This is a genomic window from Tigheibacillus halophilus (genome assembly GCF_042683165.1).
Taxonomy (GTDB): Bacteria; Bacillota; Bacilli; order Bacillales; family Amphibacillaceae; genus Tigheibacillus; species Tigheibacillus halophilus.
Map to the genome: position 1 here is coordinate 37,572 of NZ_JBHUIZ010000012.1, position 20,182 is coordinate 57,753.

At 41.4% G+C, this 20,182-nt stretch carries 16 protein-coding genes and 1 pseudogene; 13 read left to right on the forward strand and 4 right to left on the reverse strand.

Features of this window, described 5'->3' with window-relative positions:
- The first annotated feature begins 59 nt into the window (after positions 1-59).
- Complete coding sequence (gene rocF / locus ACFSMW_RS11455; protein WP_390355756.1) at positions 60-959, forward strand: arginase; 900 nt, start codon at positions 60-62, stop codon at positions 957-959.
- A gap of 79 nt (positions 960-1,038) precedes the next feature.
- Here the strand turns inward: rocF and ACFSMW_RS11460 are convergent, their stop codons facing one another.
- Positions 1,039-1,203, reverse strand: coding sequence for a Spo0E family sporulation regulatory protein-aspartic acid phosphatase (locus tag ACFSMW_RS11460; RefSeq protein WP_390355758.1), 165 nt, complete (start codon positions 1,201-1,203; stop codon positions 1,039-1,041).
- 209 nt (positions 1,204-1,412) lie between these two features.
- On the opposite strand from ACFSMW_RS11460, the pseudogene sigW reads away from it, so the two are divergent.
- A pseudogene (gene sigW / locus ACFSMW_RS11465) lies at positions 1,413-1,973 on the forward strand (RNA polymerase sigma factor SigW).
- Between the two features lie 4 nt (positions 1,974-1,977).
- A complete protein-coding gene (locus ACFSMW_RS11470; RefSeq protein ID WP_390356418.1) occupies positions 1,978-2,625 on the forward strand; it encodes a zf-HC2 domain-containing protein in 648 nt (215 codons plus the stop codon).
- Positions 2,626-2,741: 116 nt separating this feature from the next.
- Here the strand turns inward: ACFSMW_RS11470 and ACFSMW_RS11475 are convergent, their stop codons facing one another.
- Positions 2,742-3,977, reverse strand: a complete 1,236-nt coding sequence (locus ACFSMW_RS11475; RefSeq protein WP_390355759.1) for an MFS transporter — start codon at positions 3,975-3,977, stop codon at positions 2,742-2,744.
- A 118-nt stretch (positions 3,978-4,095) separates the two neighbouring features.
- Complete coding sequence (locus tag ACFSMW_RS11480; RefSeq protein ID WP_390355761.1) at positions 4,096-4,659, reverse strand: DUF2087 domain-containing protein; 564 nt, start codon at positions 4,657-4,659, stop codon at positions 4,096-4,098.
- A gap of 196 nt (positions 4,660-4,855) precedes the next feature.
- On the opposite strand from ACFSMW_RS11480, the gene cdaA reads away from it, so the two are divergent.
- The 6 genes from cdaA (at position 4,856) to ACFSMW_RS11510 (ending at position 12,793) form a co-directional block, all read left to right on the forward strand.
- A complete protein-coding gene (gene cdaA / locus ACFSMW_RS11485; protein WP_390355763.1) occupies positions 4,856-5,677 on the forward strand; it encodes a diadenylate cyclase CdaA in 822 nt (273 codons plus the stop codon).
- A complete protein-coding gene (locus tag ACFSMW_RS11490) occupies positions 5,670-6,902 on the forward strand; it encodes a CdaR family protein (RefSeq protein ID WP_390355765.1) in 1,233 nt (410 codons plus the stop codon). The genes cdaA and ACFSMW_RS11490 overlap by 8 nt, the downstream gene beginning before the upstream one ends.
- A 104-nt stretch (positions 6,903-7,006) precedes the next feature.
- Entirely contained in the window at positions 7,007-8,368 is a 1,362-nt protein-coding gene (glmM, locus tag ACFSMW_RS11495; RefSeq protein ID WP_390355767.1) for a phosphoglucosamine mutase, read from the forward strand.
- Positions 8,369-8,641: 273 nt separating this feature from the next.
- A complete protein-coding gene (locus tag ACFSMW_RS11500) occupies positions 8,642-9,310 on the forward strand; it encodes a response regulator transcription factor (RefSeq protein WP_390355769.1) in 669 nt (222 codons plus the stop codon).
- 62 nt (positions 9,311-9,372) lie between these two features.
- Complete coding sequence (locus ACFSMW_RS11505; RefSeq protein ID WP_390355770.1) at positions 9,373-10,782, forward strand: sensor histidine kinase; 1,410 nt, start codon at positions 9,373-9,375, stop codon at positions 10,780-10,782.
- A gap of 223 nt (positions 10,783-11,005) precedes the next feature.
- Entirely contained in the window at positions 11,006-12,793 is a 1,788-nt protein-coding gene (locus ACFSMW_RS11510; RefSeq protein WP_390356420.1) for a S9 family peptidase, read from the forward strand.
- Between the two features lie 158 nt (positions 12,794-12,951).
- Here the strand turns inward: ACFSMW_RS11510 and ACFSMW_RS11515 are convergent, their stop codons facing one another.
- The gene (locus ACFSMW_RS11515; protein WP_390355772.1) at positions 12,952-13,074 is read right to left on the reverse strand and encodes a YjcZ family sporulation protein; all 123 of its coding nucleotides are present in this window, start codon (positions 13,072-13,074) and stop codon (positions 12,952-12,954) included.
- Positions 13,075-13,576: 502 nt separating this feature from the next.
- Here ACFSMW_RS11515 and glmS point away from each other — a divergent pair.
- The 4 genes from glmS to ACFSMW_RS11535 all read left to right on the forward strand — a co-directional run bounded on the left by glmS (position 13,577) and on the right by ACFSMW_RS11535 (position 20,172).
- Complete coding sequence (gene glmS, locus ACFSMW_RS11520; protein WP_390355774.1) at positions 13,577-15,379, forward strand: glutamine--fructose-6-phosphate transaminase (isomerizing); 1,803 nt, start codon at positions 13,577-13,579, stop codon at positions 15,377-15,379.
- A gap of 131 nt (positions 15,380-15,510) precedes the next feature.
- Positions 15,511-16,350: a TnsA endonuclease N-terminal domain-containing protein gene (locus ACFSMW_RS11525; RefSeq protein ID WP_390355776.1), complete on the forward strand. Its 840-nt coding sequence runs from the start codon at positions 15,511-15,513 to the stop codon at positions 16,348-16,350.
- Positions 16,347-18,503 (forward strand): Mu transposase C-terminal domain-containing protein, encoded by a 2,157-nt coding sequence (locus ACFSMW_RS11530; RefSeq protein WP_063636938.1) that lies wholly within the window; start codon positions 16,347-16,349, stop codon positions 18,501-18,503. Before ACFSMW_RS11525 ends, ACFSMW_RS11530 begins: the two co-directional genes overlap by 4 nt.
- Positions 18,478-20,172, forward strand: coding sequence for an ATP-binding protein (locus tag ACFSMW_RS11535; protein WP_390355778.1), 1,695 nt, complete (start codon positions 18,478-18,480; stop codon positions 20,170-20,172). Before ACFSMW_RS11530 ends, ACFSMW_RS11535 begins: the two co-directional genes overlap by 26 nt.
- Positions 20,173-20,182: the final 10 nt, after the last annotated feature.

Genomic DNA, 20,182 nt, shown 5'->3' on the forward strand with positions numbered 1-20,182 from the left:
TCAAGTTGAGTCACCCCTCTGTTTTGATTTAAAATGATTGCAGGAGAGGGGTGTTTTTGATGAATAAAAAAGTTGCTGTTATCGGATTGCCGATGGACTTGGGGCAGAGTCGCCGCGGGGTCGATATGGGGCCCAGTGCCATTCGTTATGCAGGAGCGATAGAAAAACTGCAGGAATTGGATTATAATGTGGAGGATTTGGGGGATATACCTGTCCAGCGTGAATCACGATCTGATATGGGGAATGAACATTTAAAAAATTTGTATCAAGTGGTTGATGCAAACAAGAAACTGGCAGAATTGGTGGATAAAACGGTCGGAGAAGGCGTGTTTCCATTAGTATTCGGAGGGGATCACAGTATCGCCATTGGTACACTTGCCGGTATTTCCAAGCATTATGAGAGCCTCGGTGTCATCTGGTATGATGCACATGGTGATTTGAATACGGAAAAGACATCACCGTCAGGTAATATACATGGCATGCCGTTAGCTGCCAGTCTTGGACTCGGACACGATTTGTTGACGCAACTTTATGGATATGGACCCAAAATCAAACCGGAAAACGTTGTCATTATTGGAGCGCGGTCACTTGACCCTGGTGAGCGGGATTTGATCCGAAAGGAGGGAATCCGTGTCTATACAATGCATGAAATCGACCGTCTGGGTATGTCTGAAGTCATGAGGGATGCGATTGCTTATTTGCAAGATAAGACAGATGGGGTACACCTCAGTCTTGACCTCGATGGGCTTGATCCAACGGAAGCACCAGGTGTCGGGACACCGGTCCTTGGCGGAATGACATATCGCGAAAGTCATCTGGCCATGGAAATGCTGGAAGAGGCAAACATACTGACTTCTGCGGAATTTGTCGAAGTGAATCCTATTTTGGATGACAAAAATAAAACCGCTTCCATGGCCGTCGGATTGATGGGATCTTTGTTCGGAGAAAAGCTGAAATAAAGCAAGGTAATTAAAAAAGACATTTGATTTCACTGGCGAAAACGAATGTCTTTTCTAGTTTATGTCCGAAACTCTGAGGTCAGTTAAGTGCATTACTTTTTTTTTTCTTTTGATATTGATTCAGCAGGTCGTCCAATTTTTTGCTGCAATGAATGACGCTTTCAGAATTCAATCCGTGTTCATTTGCCAGTGCAATCATTTCCTTCCTGCAAATCTCAATTTCTTTTAATAAAACCTTCGGCACTGTATTGTCCTCCTATCCAGTATATTATACTATGGAATTATAGAAAAAATTGCAATAGAAAAATACATAATTTTTAAAAAGACAAAAAACAGGGTGTGAAAGCCCTAAACAGGTTATTCCTGAAAAAACATAAAATAAAACTAAAAAAGATGAAACCTTTTTGGTAATCATCCGTAATGTGTATTGCCTAAGTGATGTGGGGTTATTAGATGGATCAGATCAGAGAGAAAATCAAACAAGTGAAAAAAGGGGATCAGGCTGCTTTCGAAGAGATTGTGGCTTATTTTCAAAATAAAATTTATCAGCACTGTTTCCGGATGCTGGGAAATGCACATGAAGCAGAAGACATCGCACAGGAAGCGTTTATCAGGGCATATGTCAATATCCATTCCTATGATGATAAACGAAAATTTTCCACATGGCTCTTCCGCATTGCAACAAATTTGACAATCGACCGTCTGCGAAAGAGAAAACCGGATTATTACCTTGATGCACACGTGAAAGGGACAGATGGCCTTGACATGTATTCTCAACTGGCAGCTGATGACAGGTTGCCGGAAGAATAGGTACAAGATATGGAATTACAAAGCTGGATCAGCCAGGAAATTGCTAAACTGCCTGCAAAATACCGGAGTATCATCATGCTGAGATATCTGGAAGAATTTTCGCTTCAAGAAATCAGTGATATTTTGGATATACCGTTGGGAACAGTGAAAACACGGATACATAGGGGCAGGGAAGCTTTACGCAAGAAGCTTCGCCATGTGTAAAGGAGTGATCCACTTGAATTGTAATAAAGAAGCAGTTGCATTGATGCATAAATATCTGGACAAAGATTTATCAAACGAGGAACAATCACAGCTTGGCAGGCATTTGGAAAATTGTGCTGATTGCCAGAGGCATTTTCACGAGCTGAAGCGCACAGTCACATTGATTAAAAGCACCGAAAAACTCGAGGCGCCGTCGGGCTTCACGCAGCGGGTCATGGAAAAGCTTCCCACAGAGAAAAGACGTTTTAAATATATGCGTTGGTTCAAGGTGCATCCGGTAGTTACCGCTGCTGCCATTTTTTTCATCCTCATGTTCGGCGGGATTCTTTCATCGTGGCATCAGGACAATAAGCTGGTTGTCTCCAAACAGGAAAACCTTGAAATCAAGGGTGACACTGTCATTGTACCGGAGGGTGTGACTGTCGATGGTGATTTGGTTGTAAAAAACGGGAATTTGATCATCAAAGGCACTGTGGATGGTAATGTGACCTTGATTAATGGCAAATTGCTCTCAGGAGATACGGGTATAGAAGGTGACGGCCTGATGGCTTCGGTCGGGGAAGTGAATGGTGAGTTTGAAAAAGTCGACAAAGTGTTTGAGTGGGTTTGGTATAGCATCAAAGGCTTGTTTAAAGGCATATTTGCATATTAAATTGCTTGGGATGTTCTAAACGTTTTAGGAAGGAAAAATCGGAATTTTTCCTTCCTGCTATGATGAGTGGGTGACAATGGCAACCATACAACTGTCATATCATGACGAATCTGTAATCAGGTACTATTCCGCAACAGCTGCCTTTTCTCCTTTCGCCAATCTATTCTTGTAAACATGTAGCCATATATGCAAGCAAGCAACACATAAAATATACCGACGAGTAAACTAAGGGATCTCGGGTGAAAAAATTCTAAAAGCAGCCCAGCAGCCCCCATCATGATGCCCATCATTGTATTAGAAAACATTTGCATCAAGCCGAAAAACGTTCCTTGATTTGCTTGCGGAACTATTTTCATAATGAGTGTATGCTGGCAAATGTTGCTAATGCCCCCTGTCAATGTAATACCACATGCGATGACCAATGCAGCTGAAAAAGCTCGGGAGGTGCTTAGCAGCATGTGTCCGGCACCTTCTAACACGATAAACAAGCAAAGGGTGACAACAAGCTTTTTTCGAAATAAATGAGAAAAGAATGAACTGCCTACGAAACCTAACCCCAGCATACTATACATCAGACCTACACCTAAATCTCCCATCTTGAAGATATCCAATGCATATACACTGATCAACACATTATCAATCCCATTAGCCAAGGGCATAGTAATCTCAATAAATAAAAACACAAGCAGAATAGCAGATCCTGTGATCCATTTTGCGACCGGAATACGCTTTGGACTGAGAGCGTGCTTTGAGGTACTTTTGCGAAAACGAACAGTATGCTGTTTGATATTTTTTAAGAACAGAACCGAAAGAATAAAAGTCAAGCCGTCAAGCAGGAACAGCACCTCATGATGAAAATAATAAGATATGACACCGCCTGTACTGGAGCCAGCTACGAGAACAAATCCGACTAGCACTTGTTCGATCGCATTGACATATAATAAGCTTTCCTGTTTAACAATCCCCGGGACGGCTGCCATTCTTACCGGAGCGTATATAGCCTCCCCCAGAGCTAAGATAAGCGCACATGTATATAAAAGCCATAGGTGAGACACATCATGAATGAAAGCGGGAACAATTGCAAAGGGTACACGCAAGCAGTCAACAGCAATGAGGATATGTTTTTTGGAAAAGTGATCTGCAAGGATCCCCCCTATTGGCGCAACCACCAAAAAAGGAAGCATACTACGAATCATAAATAGAATCCCGATAGCAAAGCTGGAGCCGGTCAATACATACAATAATGTCAACATAGCAACCTGGTGAAATCGATTGCCGATTCCATTCCATATACCTGACCAGAATAATGGCTGGTAATTTTTTTCTTCTTTCCATACTTTCCAATTTTTCATTAAATCGACCTCTTTTCATAACCATCTAATTAAATAACTATCTAATTAGGTGGTTAAAATAAATGCCGTTTGATATATCGCAGGGGTTACAACCCCTTATCAACGGCTTTGGCAGATATTAAGTTGGCCATATTTCTTCCGGGTTTAACTGGTAAAAACCGTTTTCTCTAGTCATGAATTGATTGGCTACAAATTCCCTTCTGATGGTCGCGGTGTCATGATGGAATTGCTGGATATACGTGTTCAGTTCTTTTTCCAGGTATGTTTTGTTTTTTTCCAATCCTTTTATTAAGAATTCCAAAACGATAATACGTTTTTTGCGTTGTGCTGGAAGTTGCCGCAAACTGCCATTCTTGAAAAATTGTGCAATCGTTTTTTGTTTTTCTTGTTCCAAAATGACTGGTTGATGAGATGTTTGCCCGATATGCAAGATGCTTTCCGCGAGTAAACGAAGTTTTTTTTCATTTAAATAAAAATAAATGGTGTTTTTCTCGCGACGCTCATAGATGATGTCGATTGCTTTAAGTTTTTGGATATGGTAAGAAATTGTGGGCGGTGTAAGCCCTAATTTTCCTGCGATTGCCTGGCCGTGTAATGGACCGCTTTTTAATAAGGCTATCATCTTAATGCGTGTGTGATCTCCCATTGTTTTATGGAATTGGACAAGCCTGTCAAGCTGCACGTTTTTCCCCCCTTTGCAAAACTAATTAGATTATAATCTAATTAGATGTATATGACAATAGTAATTGTCAATTTACTCCAAAAATGAGATAATTGATTATCCTTCCATCGTCAATCCGTTGGCAAATTATGATATAATAAAGCGTATGGATGTCTGTGAATGGTAAACTTTACTAATGGAAAAAGGATGTGGAAACATGCTTGATGGGGACTTCAGCATTTTAAACCTACTCAGAATCGGCGTTGACATCGGCCTCGTCTGGTATGTTTTATATAAATTGATCATGCTGATCAGGGGTACCAAAGCGATTCAACTGCTTAAAGGGATATTAATTGTCCTTGCGGTGCGTATGGTCAGTATCTTATTCGAACTGCAGACGGTCCAGTGGTTGACTAAACAAGCCCTGGAATGGGGATTTCTTGTCATTATCATTTTGTTCCAGCCGGAGCTGCGGCGTGCATTGGAACAGCTGGGAAGAGGAAATCTTTTTACAAGAAGCTCCATCACTCAGGAAGAAAAACTGGATAAAAGAATTCAAAGCATTATTCAATCGTGCAATTATATGGCAAAACGTAGAATTGGAGCGCTGATCACTATTGAACGTGAAACGGGAATAGGCGAGTATGTAGAAACTGGGATTCCCATCAATGGCCAGCTGACACATCAGCTGCTGACCAACATTTTCACACCGAACACGCCGCTCCATGATGGAGCTGTGATTATCAAAGAAGAGGAAATCGTGGCTGCTGCCTGCTATTTACCGTTGTCGGAGAGCCCGTTCATTTCAAAAGAGCTTGGCACAAGACACCGTGCTGCAATGGGCATCAGTGAAGTCACAGATGCATTGACAATTGTTGTTTCCGAGGAAACAGGCGGTGTTTCAGCTACAAAAAACGGCGAACTCCATAGAGATATCAATGAAGAACAACTTCGTGAAATCTTGCATGAAAATTTATCTCCGAATGCAAAGTCCCCTGAAAAAAAATCTCTGAAACGGAGGGGGAACAAAAATGGATAAATGGTTCAAGAGTAAATGGGTCGTTCGTGCGATTGCCTTGATGTTTGCGGTTCTTTTATATGTTGTCGTCTACACGGAAAATGACACGACAAAAAAGGATTATAGCTTTTTTGGTTCAACAGATGAAACGCAAACCATTGATGATGTTCCTTTGAATGTTCGTATTGATCGGGAAAAATATGTTGTCAGCGGGGTGCCGGATACAGTTTCTGTCACCGTCGAAGGGTCCAATAGCAACGTGACGCGTGCAGTTAAGCAGCGTAATTTTGAAGTGTATGTGGATCTGACCAAACTCAAGGGAGGAGAGCATAACGTCGAGATAGAATCGGCTAATGTGCCAGATGGATTGTCGGTCTACATGGAGCCGAAAACCATTGATGTGGTTATGGAGGAAAGAAGCTCCAAGGAATACCATGTCAGTGCGGACTTCGTAAATCAAAGCCAGCTGCCGGCCGGGTATGAACTGGGTAATCATGAGATTAAACCGGACACGGTCACTATCACAAGTTCTAAGAGTGTCATTGACAGAATTTCGCTTGTGAAAGTCTTTGTCAATGTTGCCGGCTTGAAGGATTCTATCAATAATCGCGAGGTCCCTGTTAAAGTGTATGATTCGCAAGGAAATGAACTGAAGGTGCATATGGAACCGGAGAATGTCGTTGTCTCTGCAGAAATAAATCATCCAAGCAAGACGGTTCCTGTCAGCGTCGTGACAAAAGGGAATCCGCCGGAAGGCTACTCCCTTAAATCGATGAAAGCTGATATTGATAAAGTGAAAATATATGGGACAAGTAGTGCACTTGCCGATATTGACAGTGTCAAAACTGAACCGATCGACTTATCAAAAGTGAAAAAGTCGGGAATGATTGATACAAAACTGGATTTGCCGGATAAGGTCGCGGCAGAAAACGGGGATGAATTAAAAGTTTCCCTGGACCTGGAGCAAACCAAGACATTTGAAGGCGTAGATATCGATGTCGACAATCTCGCCGCTGACTATGATCTGTCTTTCATCAAGCCGAAAGATCCTAAAATAGATGTTACAGTCAGCGGCGATGATGAAACCATCAGCAAGTTGAAAAAAAGTGACATCCGTGCCAAAATCGATGCGGGCGGCCTTGTAGAAGGCAAGCATGATATGCCTGTGCAAATCACGGCACCGGATGGGATAAAAATAAAGGACGGACAGGAAGACGCTAAAGTCGATATCACATTGCCTGAATAAGCGATATGGAAATATGCTTCAATGGAACGTTGCTGATTGATTGATAATAAAATATACGAGCAACGCTCTCATAAGGAAAAGGGAAAAAAGGAGAGGTACTAAGCATGGGAAAATACTTTGGAACAGATGGAGTAAGGGGAGTCGCCAATAAAGAATTAACACCGGAACTGGCTTTTAAATTGGGCCGGTGCGGCGGCTATGTCCTCACAAAAGATGCCGAGAAACCAAAAGTCTTGATCGGCAGAGATACACGCGTATCCGGTTTTATGCTGGAAGGGGCGCTCATCGCAGGTCTGATGTCGATTGGAGCTGAGGTAATGCGCTTAGGTGTCATCACTACTCCAGGAGTGGCCTATTTGACAAAGGCTACCAGTTCGCAAGCAGGCGTCATGATTTCTGCATCCCATAACCCAGTTGAAGACAATGGCATCAAGTTCTTTGGTCCAGATGGATTCAAGCTGCTTGATGAACAGGAAGAAGAAATAGAGCGTCTGATGGACGCTGTAGAAGATCATTTGCCACGTCCGACTGGAGCGGATCTTGGTATTGCAAATGATTATTTTGAAGGCGGCCAGAAATATCTCTCTTTCTTGAAAGACTCAGTTGATAACGATTTTGATGGCATCCGTATCGCATTGGATTGTGCCAATGGATCAACATCAAGTCTTGCAACACATCTTTTCGCAGATCTGGAAGCGGACATTTATTCTATCGGTTCCTCGCCAGACGGTTTAAATATCAATCATGGTGTAGGTTCGACCCATCCGGAAGCATTGCAGTCATTCGTAGTAGAGAAAAGTGCGGATATTGGGCTGGCATTTGATGGAGATGGTGACCGCCTGATTGCTGTGGATGAAAAAGGAAACATCGTTGACGGCGACCAAATCATGTATATTTGCGGGAAATATATGAATGAAAAAGGCTTCCTGAAACATAATACCATTGTTTCCACTGTGATGAGCAACATTGGATTTTACAAGGCCTTGGAAGAACATGGCATGCGCAGCGATAAGACGGCAGTCGGTGATCGCTACGTCATGGAAGAAATGCGAAAAGGCGGTTATAATCTTGGTGGTGAACAGTCCGGTCATATCATCTTTTTGGATTACAGCACCACAGGTGACGGCATGCTGTCAGCCTTACAGCTCGTTAATGTTTTGAAAGAAACAGGGAAGCCATTGTCGGAGCTCGCGGCTGAAATGAAGATTTATCCGCAAGTTTTGAAAAATGTCCGGGTCATCAATAAGCAGGAGGCACTTACTAATACACGCATTTTGGAAGAAGTCAATGCTGTTGAAAAAGAACTTGGCGATCAGGGGCGTGTGCTTGTCCGTCCATCTGGTACAGAGCCGCTCGTTCGTGTCATGGTCGAAGCAGATACGAAGGAAAAATGTAAAAAATACGCTGATCAGGTTGCTGACGTGATTGAGCAACTGTATGCCTTCAAAGAAGATAATGAATCTTAAAGTTTAAAAATAACCACCAGTCAATAAGATTGGTGGTTATTTTTATGAGGGTAAGGGTGAAAGCCCCCAAAAGCGAGCCAGTTAGCACCATACTGAGAGGAAACTCCAAACGCGATCAAAGAATGGCCGGATGCGATTCGTATCCGCTGAAAATGAGCGGGGGACGTCCAGAATCCAGTGTTCCTCACCTTCTAACGCGCCATAGACGATTTTCATATTCTATTTGTGGTATGTTGAAGGTAGCCAAATTTCATACATATCGAGGTGAATATCATGATCACTATTTTAATTGTAGATGATGATGCCCATATCAGGGAACTGCTGAAATTTTATCTGCAGCGTGAAGGTTACCGTACATTGGAAGCTTCGGATGGCAAAGAGGCTGTCAACCTGCTGGAAAAAGAAAGTGTACAACTGGCATTAGTCGATATCATGATGCCTCACATGGATGGTTATCAGCTTTGTGCGGAAATTCGTCAATATTATGATTTGCCTGTGATGATGATTACGGCAAAGGGAGAATTGATCGACAAAGAAAAAGCATATGCAGCAGGCACAGACGACTATATCGTCAAACCATTTGAGCCAAAGGAAGTTCTGTTCCGGATCAAAGCACTGCTGCGGAGGTTCCAGCTGTTGAATGAGACGAAGATCAAAATCGGCAATATAACCATTAATCGTCATAATTATGAAGTGGAATCCGGAAAAAAGCGTTGGATGCTTCCGCTGAAGGAATTCGAATTGCTTGCGCAGCTGGCAAGCTATCCTGACCGGCTATTCACCCGTGAGCAATTAATCGACCTGGTATGGGGCAATGATTTTTCCGGAAACGATCGGACAGTCGATGTTCATATCAAACGGCTGCGTGAACGGTTCAATCAAGCTGAACACGGATTTTCCATACAAACAGTCCGCGGGATGGGATATAAATTGGAAGAATAACATGATACCAATTTTGTTGTAAAGCTATGTTCATCAGTCATTCATGAAAGGAGGGTATACTGTTGGCAAAACTATTAGGGAGAGTACCCTTCATGCGCACATTATATGTCAGAATGATAGCCATCATCATCACCATACTGCTTGCGAGCGCATCTATCGCGTTTGTGGGCAGTAATATATATTATCACTACTTTTTAAAACCGGAAAACGACGCAAAGATCACACATATAGCGAAGCAAACGGTAGCTATTTATGAGGAAGGCAAGAACGAAGATATTGACACTTATTTATCGACGCTGACTGCGCTGGGCTATCAGTTCTACCTTGCTGATGAAACAGGAAAGGGTCGTTTTTTTGGAGCGCGTTTTCGCAAAGAAAATATAAAGCAAGCAGATGTACACAAGGTGTTGGAGGGACGAACCTATCATGGTATCGGGAAATACCCTTGGAAGTTGTTCGTGACTGGTTTTTTCGATAATGAGCTGCGTAATACAATAGGCGTGCCTGTCCAGGTGGATGGTCAGCGAGAAGCGCTATTTGTCCGTCCTAACACGGTGGTGCAGTTCGGTGAAATGCGTATTTTTCTCGCAGTATTGCTGGCAGCAGTGCTATTGCTCAGTTTTTTGCTGGTGATTATCAGTATGTCATTCATCGTCAAACCGATCAAAAAGCTGACAGAAGCGACAAAGAAAATCGCCGAGGGCAATTATCGCTTGAAATTGAATGAAAAACGCAAGGATGAGATCGGCCGGCTGGCAAGCAATTTTACAAGGATGAGCGAAAGCCTGAAAAATACGGAAGAGAAGCGTCAGGAATTTGTTTCTAACGTTTCACATGAGATTCAATCCCCCCTTACATCCATACAAGGCTTTTCCCAAGCATTGCGCGAAGATGATTTGCCCAAAGACCTCCGTGACCAATATTTGTCGATTATTGAAAACGAAAGTAGGCGTATGTCTGAATTAAGCAGGCAATTATTGACACTGTCATTTTTAGATAATGAGATGGAAGCAGCAGAAAAGATTTTGCTTGATGTATCTGAACAACTGAGGGAAGTTGTGATGGCCACTAAATGGCAGTGGCAGCAAAAAGAACTTGCTGTTGAACTGGACACGGAACCTGCGAGAATCATGGCGGATCCAAAACTGCTCCAGCAGGTCTGGATGAATGTTTTTACGAATGCCATGCATTATACAGAAGCGGGAGGCAGTATTTTCATCCGCTGTCGCGATGAAAAGAATAAAATTGCTATTTTGATTGCAGATACAGGTGTTGGAATTGCTGTAGAAGATATAAATCATTTGTTTGAACGGTTTTATAAAGCGGATAAAGCACGAGTCCGTTCACATGAAAGCACAGGACTAGGGTTGTCTATCGTGAAAAGAATCATTGATTTGCATGGTGGCAGCATCGAAGTGGACAGTGAATTGGGGAACGGCACACGCTTTACGGTATTCCTCCCAAAAGAATAAAAAAATCCGCCATGCTGCTTTTGTCTCAGATAAATATTTCACTTCTTGATATGAGGACAGGGTAAAGTTCGGCCGACAACTACCAAAAAGAAGGAAGTTCGCCACTTTATCAAGCATAACAGAGAAAGAGAGGAATGTTCTAAAAATTCCTGCTGTTCATCATAGAATAAGTGCATTATAATGAGTGAGAGCAAAGGAATATACAAGGGGGATTCATTTCATGATGATTAATTTTCCAAAACCACAAGTGGAGCAATTTTTCAGGACTTATGTTATTACAGGTTTCTCAGTTTCTGAAGATGAAAGGAAACTCGTTTTCAGTGCAAATTTAAACGGCAAAATGAATCTGTGGGCGATGGACATGCCGGATGTGTACCCGTATTTATTCGCACATCACGATGAATCATGTGCTGATGTCAGATTTGACCCAAAAAATCGCTATGTCCTAGCCAACTATGATAAGGATGGCGATGAAAACTATCAAATCTACGCTGTTCCTGCTGACGGCGGGATGCCGCAGCCGTTGATCACTGGTGAGCTTTCGGAGAAATATTTTATCAGCCATATCAGCGAGGATGGTGAGCGAGTATATTACATGACCTCGGAAGACAATCCTTCTTTTTTGAACACCCGCGTCCGTTATTTGCAGGATGGGAGGGATGAATTAGTTCATACCGGCGAAATGGCGCCGACTGAATTGGCTGCTGTTTCATCAGATGAGACGTCTTTTGTGTATACGATGTCATTTGCGAACACATATGTAACAGGAACGGTAATAAACGGAGAAAAAGAATACCAACTTGTCCCAGATGCATCCAAAGTGCATGTGGTTTTTGATCCTGTTTTTACGAATGACCATACGATCTATTTCATTACAGATTATGAAAAGGATTACCAATATGTGGCCAAATTCGATCTAAAGACCGAATCTTTTTCGGAAGTGGTGACAATTGAAAAAGAAGGCGTTACAGCCCTGAAATGGGATAAAAATCGAGAAGTCTTTTATGTATTGACGGAAAAAGGTGTGACAGATAGGCTCTATCGCTTTGATATGGCTGGTGAAACATTGACAGAAATCCAGGCCCCGGTCGATATGCTGGATCAAATACAAATCGCGAAATCAGGTGCTGTTTATGTTCTCGGCAGAAGCGCAACCATTCCTCATAATATTTATCAGTCGCAGGATGGGGGAAAATGGCGGCAACTGACGAACAATCGCGTACTTGGCCTGAAATCCACTGATATGGTCGAGCCTGACATCGTTTCTTATCCATCATTTGATGGCATGGAAATGGAGGCATTGCTATTTCGGGCTAAACCGGAAAATGATAATGGCTACACGATCTTTTGGCCGCATGGCGGCCCGCAGGCTGCTGAACGTAAGATGTTCCGGTCGATGTTCCAATCCTTTTTAAACAGAGGATATACGATCTTCGCACCAAATTTCAGGGGCAGCACTGGCTACGGTTCAGAATTTGTAAAATTAGTCGAGCAAGACTGGGGAGAGGGGCCGCGGCTGGACTGCGTCGCTGGTATTGAATGGCTGTTTGAAAATGGCATCACTGACAGCAACAAACTGTTTCTGGTCGGCGGCAGCTATGGAGGATATATGTCCCTTTTGTTGCACGGGCGCCATTCGGAATATTTCAAAGCTGTCGTAGATATTTTTGGGCCTTCTGATTTGTTCACGTTCGTCAATTCTGTCCCGCCACACTGGAAACCGATTATGGAACGCTGGCTTGGGGATCCACAAAGAGATAGGGAGCGTTTCATCAAGGACTCCCCTGTCACCTACTTGGATGGCATGGTTAAGCCGATGCTTGTCATTCAGGGCGCAAAAGATCCGCGTGTGGTAAAGGAAGAATCTGATCAGATAGTCGCAAAGCTTAAGGAAAAAGGCCGTGATGTAACATATTTCGTCATGGAAGATGAGGGCCATGGCTTTTCTAAAAAAGAGAATGAGATTAAAGTGTATACGCTGATGCTCGATTTCTTGGAGAAACATCAATGAGAAACTAATATAAAAAAGTAAAGAACTGATTGCTTTAAGTACAAATCATGAAAATAAAACCACATGAAATCAGGTTTTATTTTCATGATTTCATGTGGTTAGATTTTTATAGGATTTTGTTACAGCTTCTTTTTGCGATGTTGCTTGATTCAGCGCTCTTAGTAAAAACCGCCACCATAACCGCCGCCAACGTAGGCAGAGCCGACAATGATCAGCAAGATGAACAAAACAACGACAAAAGCAAAGCCGCCACCGTAACCGCCGCCGTATCCTTCACTCATATGAGCACCTCCCTCTTTATCGATACTGGTATCATATGTTGGAAAAGTGACTGTGTGTAGACGAATATCACGTTTATCAGGACTGCATACCAGCTTGCAACATCCACTGAAAATAAACATATACTGAAGGAAGCAGAAAATGATTGACCAAATCAGCTTCCATGTAATACACTAATTCTTGCGTGCTTATTTTTCTTAAGTGACTTATTCAAAAATAGAAAGGAGCATAGGAATTTTTCAAGTTTAGAAAAGCGCCAGAGCTATTTTCCGAGCGTATGGAAGGTAGTTGACGAGGTGGAGGATGATCGAGTAATTCGGCGGGTACCTCCCGATTGCACATCCCAATCGACAGGCTTGTATTTTAAAACAGAGCGGTGACGCTTTGGACAGCAAATACGGCAGGATGTAATCAAACTATCACGAGAAAGAGGCAGTAAATGCCTCAAATACTGATATATTATGTTTTTGGCGTTTTCTGCCTCTTTACAAGGAGGAAAACGCTATGTGCGGAATAGTAGGTTATATTGGACAACAGGATACAAAAGAGATTTTATTAAATGGGCTTCAGAAGCTGGAATATCGCGGGTATGATTCGGCAGGGATAGCTATGTTGAATGAGAACGGAACGAGTCTGTTCAAGACAAAAGGAAGAATCGCCGAGCTCCGAAAACATGTGGATGCCGGAATCGCAGCGACCATGGGAATTGGACATACGCGTTGGGCTACACACGGCATCCCAAGCGGTAACAATGCTCATCCGCATCAAAGTGCTTCTGGAAGGTTCTTACTTGTGCATAATGGTGTGATTGAAAACTATGTGGAATTGAAGCGTGAACAGCTCGCAGGTACGACTTTCGTGAGCGAGACGGATACCGAGGTCATCGTCGCACTTGTCGAAAAGTTCTCCAACGAGGGATTGGACACGAAAACAGCGTTTCGGCGCACACTTCAACTGTTGGAAGGCTCATACGCCATCGCCATGATAGATTGTGAGGACACAGATAATCTGTATGTGGCTAAGAACAAGAGCCCGTTATTGCTCGGTATCGGGGACGGTTTCCATGTTGTTGCCAGTGATGCGATGGCAACGCTAAGGCTGACAGATACGTATATCGAGATTCATGACAAGGAAATTCTTGTAGTGAACAGGGAACATGCTGTTATTCAGGATCTTGATGGCACTCCAATCGAACGACGCCCTTTCAAGGTGACAATGGATGCATCTGAAATGGAAAAAGGCACCTATGAACACTTCATGTTAAAAGAAATAGATGAGCAGCCATTGGTGATGCGTAAAATTCTTGAAGCCTATGAAAATGAAGATAATCGGCTGGCATTGGCGCCGGAAGTATTATCGGCAACCACTGGCTGCGACCGGATCTACATCATTGCCTGTGGAACAAGTTATCATGCCGGCCTGGTCGGTAAACAGCTGATGGAAAAATTGGCAGGTGTACCTGTTGAGGTGCATGTGGCAAGTGAGTTTTCCTATAATACACCGTTGCTTTCCAATAAACCTTTATTTATTTTTATCTCTCAAAGTGGAGAGACTGCTGACAGCCGCTCTGTATTAGTGAAAATAAAAGAAATGGGATATCCGGCGTTGACATTGACCAATGTTCCCGGATCGACTCTTTCTCGTGAAGCGGATTATACACTTCATCTGCATGCAGGACCAGAAATCGCGGTTGCTTCCACGAAAGCATATACCGCACAGATAGCTGTACTGGCTATTTTAGCCGAAACGACTGCAAAAGCAAAAGGTGCATTAAATGATTTTGATCTTGTTCAGGAACTGGCCATTACAGCTAACGCTATGGAAGTACTGACATCACAAAAGGAAGCGCTGGAAGAATTGGCACATGCTTTCTTTGAAACTACCGGAAATGCATTTTTCATCGGCAGAAGCGCAGATTACTTTGTTTGCCTGGAGGGCGCCTTGAAACTAAAGGAAATCTCCTACATTCAAGCGGAAGGATTTGCTGGCGGGGAACTGAAACACGGCACAATCGCTCTGATTGAAGATGGAACACCTGTAGTCGCTCTGGATACCCAAGCAGCTGTGCACGGTGCGATTCGCGGTAATGTACAGGAGGTGGCAGCCCGCGGGGCGAATGTACTCACATTGAGTATGCAAGGTCTCGAACAGGACGACGATTCGTTTGTGCTCCCGCATGTGCATGAACTGCTTACACCGCTTGTATCTGTGGTCCCAATGCAATTACTGGCATACTATGCAGCACTGCATAGAGGCTGTGACGTTGATAAACCTAGGAATCTGGCAAAGAGTGTGACAGTGGAGTAAGTAGAATTGGTGGTTTAGTTGGATTTGTGAATTTAAAATAAAGTCGCGATGTTTAAAATAAAGTCGCGACGTTTATAAAAAAGTTGCGAAGCTTTGCCCCTTTGGATATGATTATCTAAAGGGGTGTTTTTGTGTCGAAAAGAAAAAGAACATCTAAAATTGATAAGTGGATTAAAGAGGGTCGAGGAACTGGCAGTGGGGCAGATTATCAGCCTTGGCTTAAAATTCAAGATGTTTCCTCATTAGGTCGGTCAACAAGATTAAAAGGTATAAAAACCGGCAGACAACATGAGTTTTTATCGGATTTGGAACGAAACTACTTTTATTTAACTGAATTTTCTGATGTTATTTTAGATATTCGTGAACAATTTCCTTTATTACCACAAGAAGAGACGTTTGCCATTGCTGAAGAGCTTGGGATTAAACACCCAGCTGATCCAAAAACAGGTGATCTAATTGTTATGACAACGGACTTTTTATTAACAGTTGATAAAGGACAAGGTGTATTTGAAGTCGCTCATACTATCAAAATGAAAGATAAGCTGTTAGAAGAACGTGTGTTAGAGAAGTTTGAAATTGAAAGGGAATATTGGAAGCGTAGAAGCATTAATTGGGCAACTGTAACAGAGGAAGAAATTCATAAGACAATGGCTAGAAATATTAGTTATATCCATGATTATTTTGATATTCGTAGCTATGATGTTTATCAAGAAATGGATGACCAACATATTGAGGATTTATCCATGTCTCTTATGAATCGCCTATTGAATAATTCACGAAGTATCCGTGAAATTACTAATGGGTTTGATGCAGATACACACTTGCCTTTTGGAAGTGGTGTTACACTATTTTATCACTTGCTTGCTAGAAAAATTGTAGTCATTGATATGCAAAAGCCGATTGATTTAGAGCAAACAATTGATATTAAGTGTATTGATGAAGGTAATTTAGAGAAGGTGAAATACGGATGATTTATATTAATCAAGTATTTCAATATGTAATCGATTCGAAAAGGATTCGGGTAATTTATATTAAAGAACCACATGTCTATATTGTTAATATTGACACGAGTAGTGCTATGCCGCAGAGGGAGCTATATTCCAACCTAATTACAGATATGAATCAAGGAGAGCTACTTGCGATTAGTGATCCTTATGCAAAAGTGATTTATGAAAATGATTTAACAGAAGTGCAAATTCGTAAGCGTGAAGAAGATTGGGAAACTATACAAAAATACTGTGTTCCGAATATGCAAGATTTGCTCTACAAAAGAGGAAGAGAAAATAAAATTCGCGAAATCGTTCGGGACAGCAACTTAGGCAAGACAAAGGTTAAAAAGTTACTAACTCGCTATTGGCAACGAGGTATGACCAAAAATGCCATGTTACCTGACTACTCTAATTCGGGTGGTAAAGGAAGAGCGAAGGCTCTAACAAATGCGAAAGTGGGTCGTCCTAGAAAGATAAACATAAATAATGAATATCAAACCGGTATTAACATTACTGACGAGGTAAAGGTCCAAATTGAGCACGTTATCAACAAGTACTACAGGAAAAAGAATAATTACTCTTTAAGAGATGTTTATAATTTCATGCTGCGTGACTTTTACTCTGATCGCTATAAGGAAAATGGTGAGCTAAAGTACCGTATTTGGGAGGCCACTCGAATTCCCTCGTACCATCAGTTTTACTACTGGTTTAAAAAGCTTGAAGACCCGAAAAAGGATATTCAGTTCCGTAAAAGTACAAAGGAATATGAATTGAAACATCGTCCGATTTTAAGTGATTCCAAATCAGAAACAAATGGTCCGGGTACAAGATTTCAATTTGACGCAACCATTGCAGATATTTATTTAGTTAGTTCACTTGACGTAAATAAAGTAATTGGGCGACCAGTTATTTATGCAGTACTTGATGTGTATTCACGTATTATTACAGGTCTTTATGTTGGACTAGAAGGTCCATCGTGGATCGGTGCAATGATGGCTTTAGATAATATGGTTGCTGACAAAGTAGGGTTCTGTAAGCAATATGGAATTAATATTACACCTGAGCAATGGCCAACACATCATTTGCCTGAAATTATTATCGCCGACCGGGGTGAGTTTGAAGGCTATTCTGTAGAGAATTTAATTAACAATCTTAATATTAAAATTGAGAATACTACAGCTTATCGTGGAGATTTGAAAGGGATTGTTGAAAGGAAATTCCGTACGTTTAATGGGAAGGTAAAGCAAAAAGCTCCCGGAGCAATTCAAAAGGAATATAGAGAACGTGGAGATCAGGATTATCGCTTAAATGCTACGCTGAATTTAAGGGAATTTACATCTCTAATTATTACAATGGCGCTTCATCATAACCAAAAGGTCATTGATAAATATCCTGTTGAAAAAGAAATGGTGGCTGATGGACTAGTGCCAACTCCGATTAACTTATGGAATTGGGGTATTCAAAATCGTAAAGGAAGGTTAAGAACAGTTGATCGAAATATTCTTCGTCTGAACGTGCTTCCACGTGGGAAAGCGACAATTTCAAGAGCTGGAATTAAGTTTAAAAATCTTCTTTATGGTTCTCGTCAAGCTATTGAAGAGCAATGGTATTTAAAGTTGAAAAATAGAAGTCTAGAAATCGTTTATGATCCACGACATATTGAAAAAATCTATATTCCCCACGATAACGGAATAGATTTTGAGACGTGTATTTTATTAGAGCCTAGTCAGCAATATAAAGGTGACTTCTTGGAGGAAATTGTCTTTCAGCAACATCTTCGGAATGAACTAGAAGAAATGGAACGAACAAATCAAATTCAGCTTACGGTAAATACTGATGCAGCATTGGAAGAGATTATAAAAAAAGCCGTGAAGAACAAAAAAGAATCTTTCAATCAGCCAACTAGTAAGAAAGCTAAAATAGCAGCTATTCGTGAAAATAAGGATGTTGAAAAACAGTTAAATCGTGAAGCTGAAAAGTTTGATTTATTACCTAATAAGGCTAGTGAATCAGCTGACGTAATCGACTTTGTTACAAAAGAGAAGATTGATGAAACACCACCTAAGAAACCAGGCTCACGTCTTATGGAAAAACTAAAGAAGAAGCGAGATGAGGAATTTGGGAAAGACAAATGACATGGTTGTCTTAAAAGGGGATTTTGAGAAAGCTGTCTATAAGGAGCAACTTTTAAATGAATATACCAATAATCCTTTCATCGAAGCTCTTCCACCTATATTTAATGAGGATGATGTGCTAGAGCGATTTATGGTGACTCCACGAATTAGTGAGCAAGATAAGTTAAGTGAAACGAATATTCGTTATCACGTCTTAAAACGTGTAAGGAATTTTATCCAGCCGTTACCGATTCATTTCGAGGTAGAACGTCGATTGTCTACATTGATTCGAAGAGGTTACTTGGCGCGAAATCCATTAGATAGAACATTTCTAGAGCGTGTTCGGGTGTTGCATGAATTGCGTGAAGAAGAGGAAACAGCTCACAAATATATAGATGAACGACTAAATTATATTCGTTCAACTGCCGATAGCTTATCCATTATCGGTATTTCAGGAATTGGTAAAACAACAGCAATTGAACGTCTTTTGCTTATGTATCCACAAGTGATCAAGCATGAAGAATACAAAGGACAACCGTTTAATCGAACTCAAATTGTTTGGCTTAAAATTGACTGCCCGTATGATGGAAGTTTATCTACACTTTGCAAAAGCTTTTTCAAAGCAATTGATGATTTACTAGGCACTCGATATTTAGAAAAGTACGGTTATTTGAACCGTGTGACATCGACAATGTTATTGCACATGACATCGTTAGCAAGTATGTACGGCATCGGTGTTCTAGTAATTGATGAAATCCAGCACTTACTACATTCCAAAAATGAACAGGAAGAAATGTTGAATTTTTTTGTAACACTGTCTAATACAGTTGGTATTCCTACGGTTTTAATCGGAACTTCTAAAGCACAAAAACTATTCAAAGGAAACTTCAGACAAGCAAGACGGGCAGCGAGTGATGGAGCTATTATTTGGGATCGTATGGACGAAAATAGTGAAAAGTGGGAGTTTTTCCTAGAGACACTTTGGGAATTACAGTGTTTAAAAACCCATTCTGAGCTTACAGAGGAGACAAAGAAGGCATTTTATTATGAATGCCAAGGGATTACTGCTGTTGCCGTGAACCTATTTATTCTAGCGCAAGAACGAGTATTATTTGATGAGGACAACCCGGCTGAAATCATTACACCACAAGTATTAAAAAAGACTGCTAGGGAAGATATGCAAACGATTCAACCAATGATGACAGCTATTCGGACGAACAATTTTGCCGATATGATGAAATATGAAGATATTATGATTAACTTGGATGAAGTCATGCTGAATCACAAGCGAAATACTGAAATGACAGGACGTATTCAAGAAGCATTTAAAGAGCGCCAAAATACAATCGAGTATAAACGTCAAGACATGATTGGGAACTTAAGTGTTGAAGTGGCAGCCCTTGGTATTTTTGATAGTTTGAAAGAAAACGATATTAAAAAGCTCGCACAAAAAATAGTTGAGGAAAATCCACTTGATACTGAATTTCATCAACTTAAATCAGATGTGATTCAGCAGGCGATTGCATTAAATCAACAAAAGAAAGATCAAAAAGCAAAGGCAAAAGCAAAAAATGCAGAGATTCTACCATTGCTAAAGCTAAGAAAGCAAGCGTTAGACAAAAAGCAACACCCCTATGAATTATTAAAAGCAAATGGATACATTAAAAATCCTTTGGAGGAATTCTACTAGGAGGGAACGC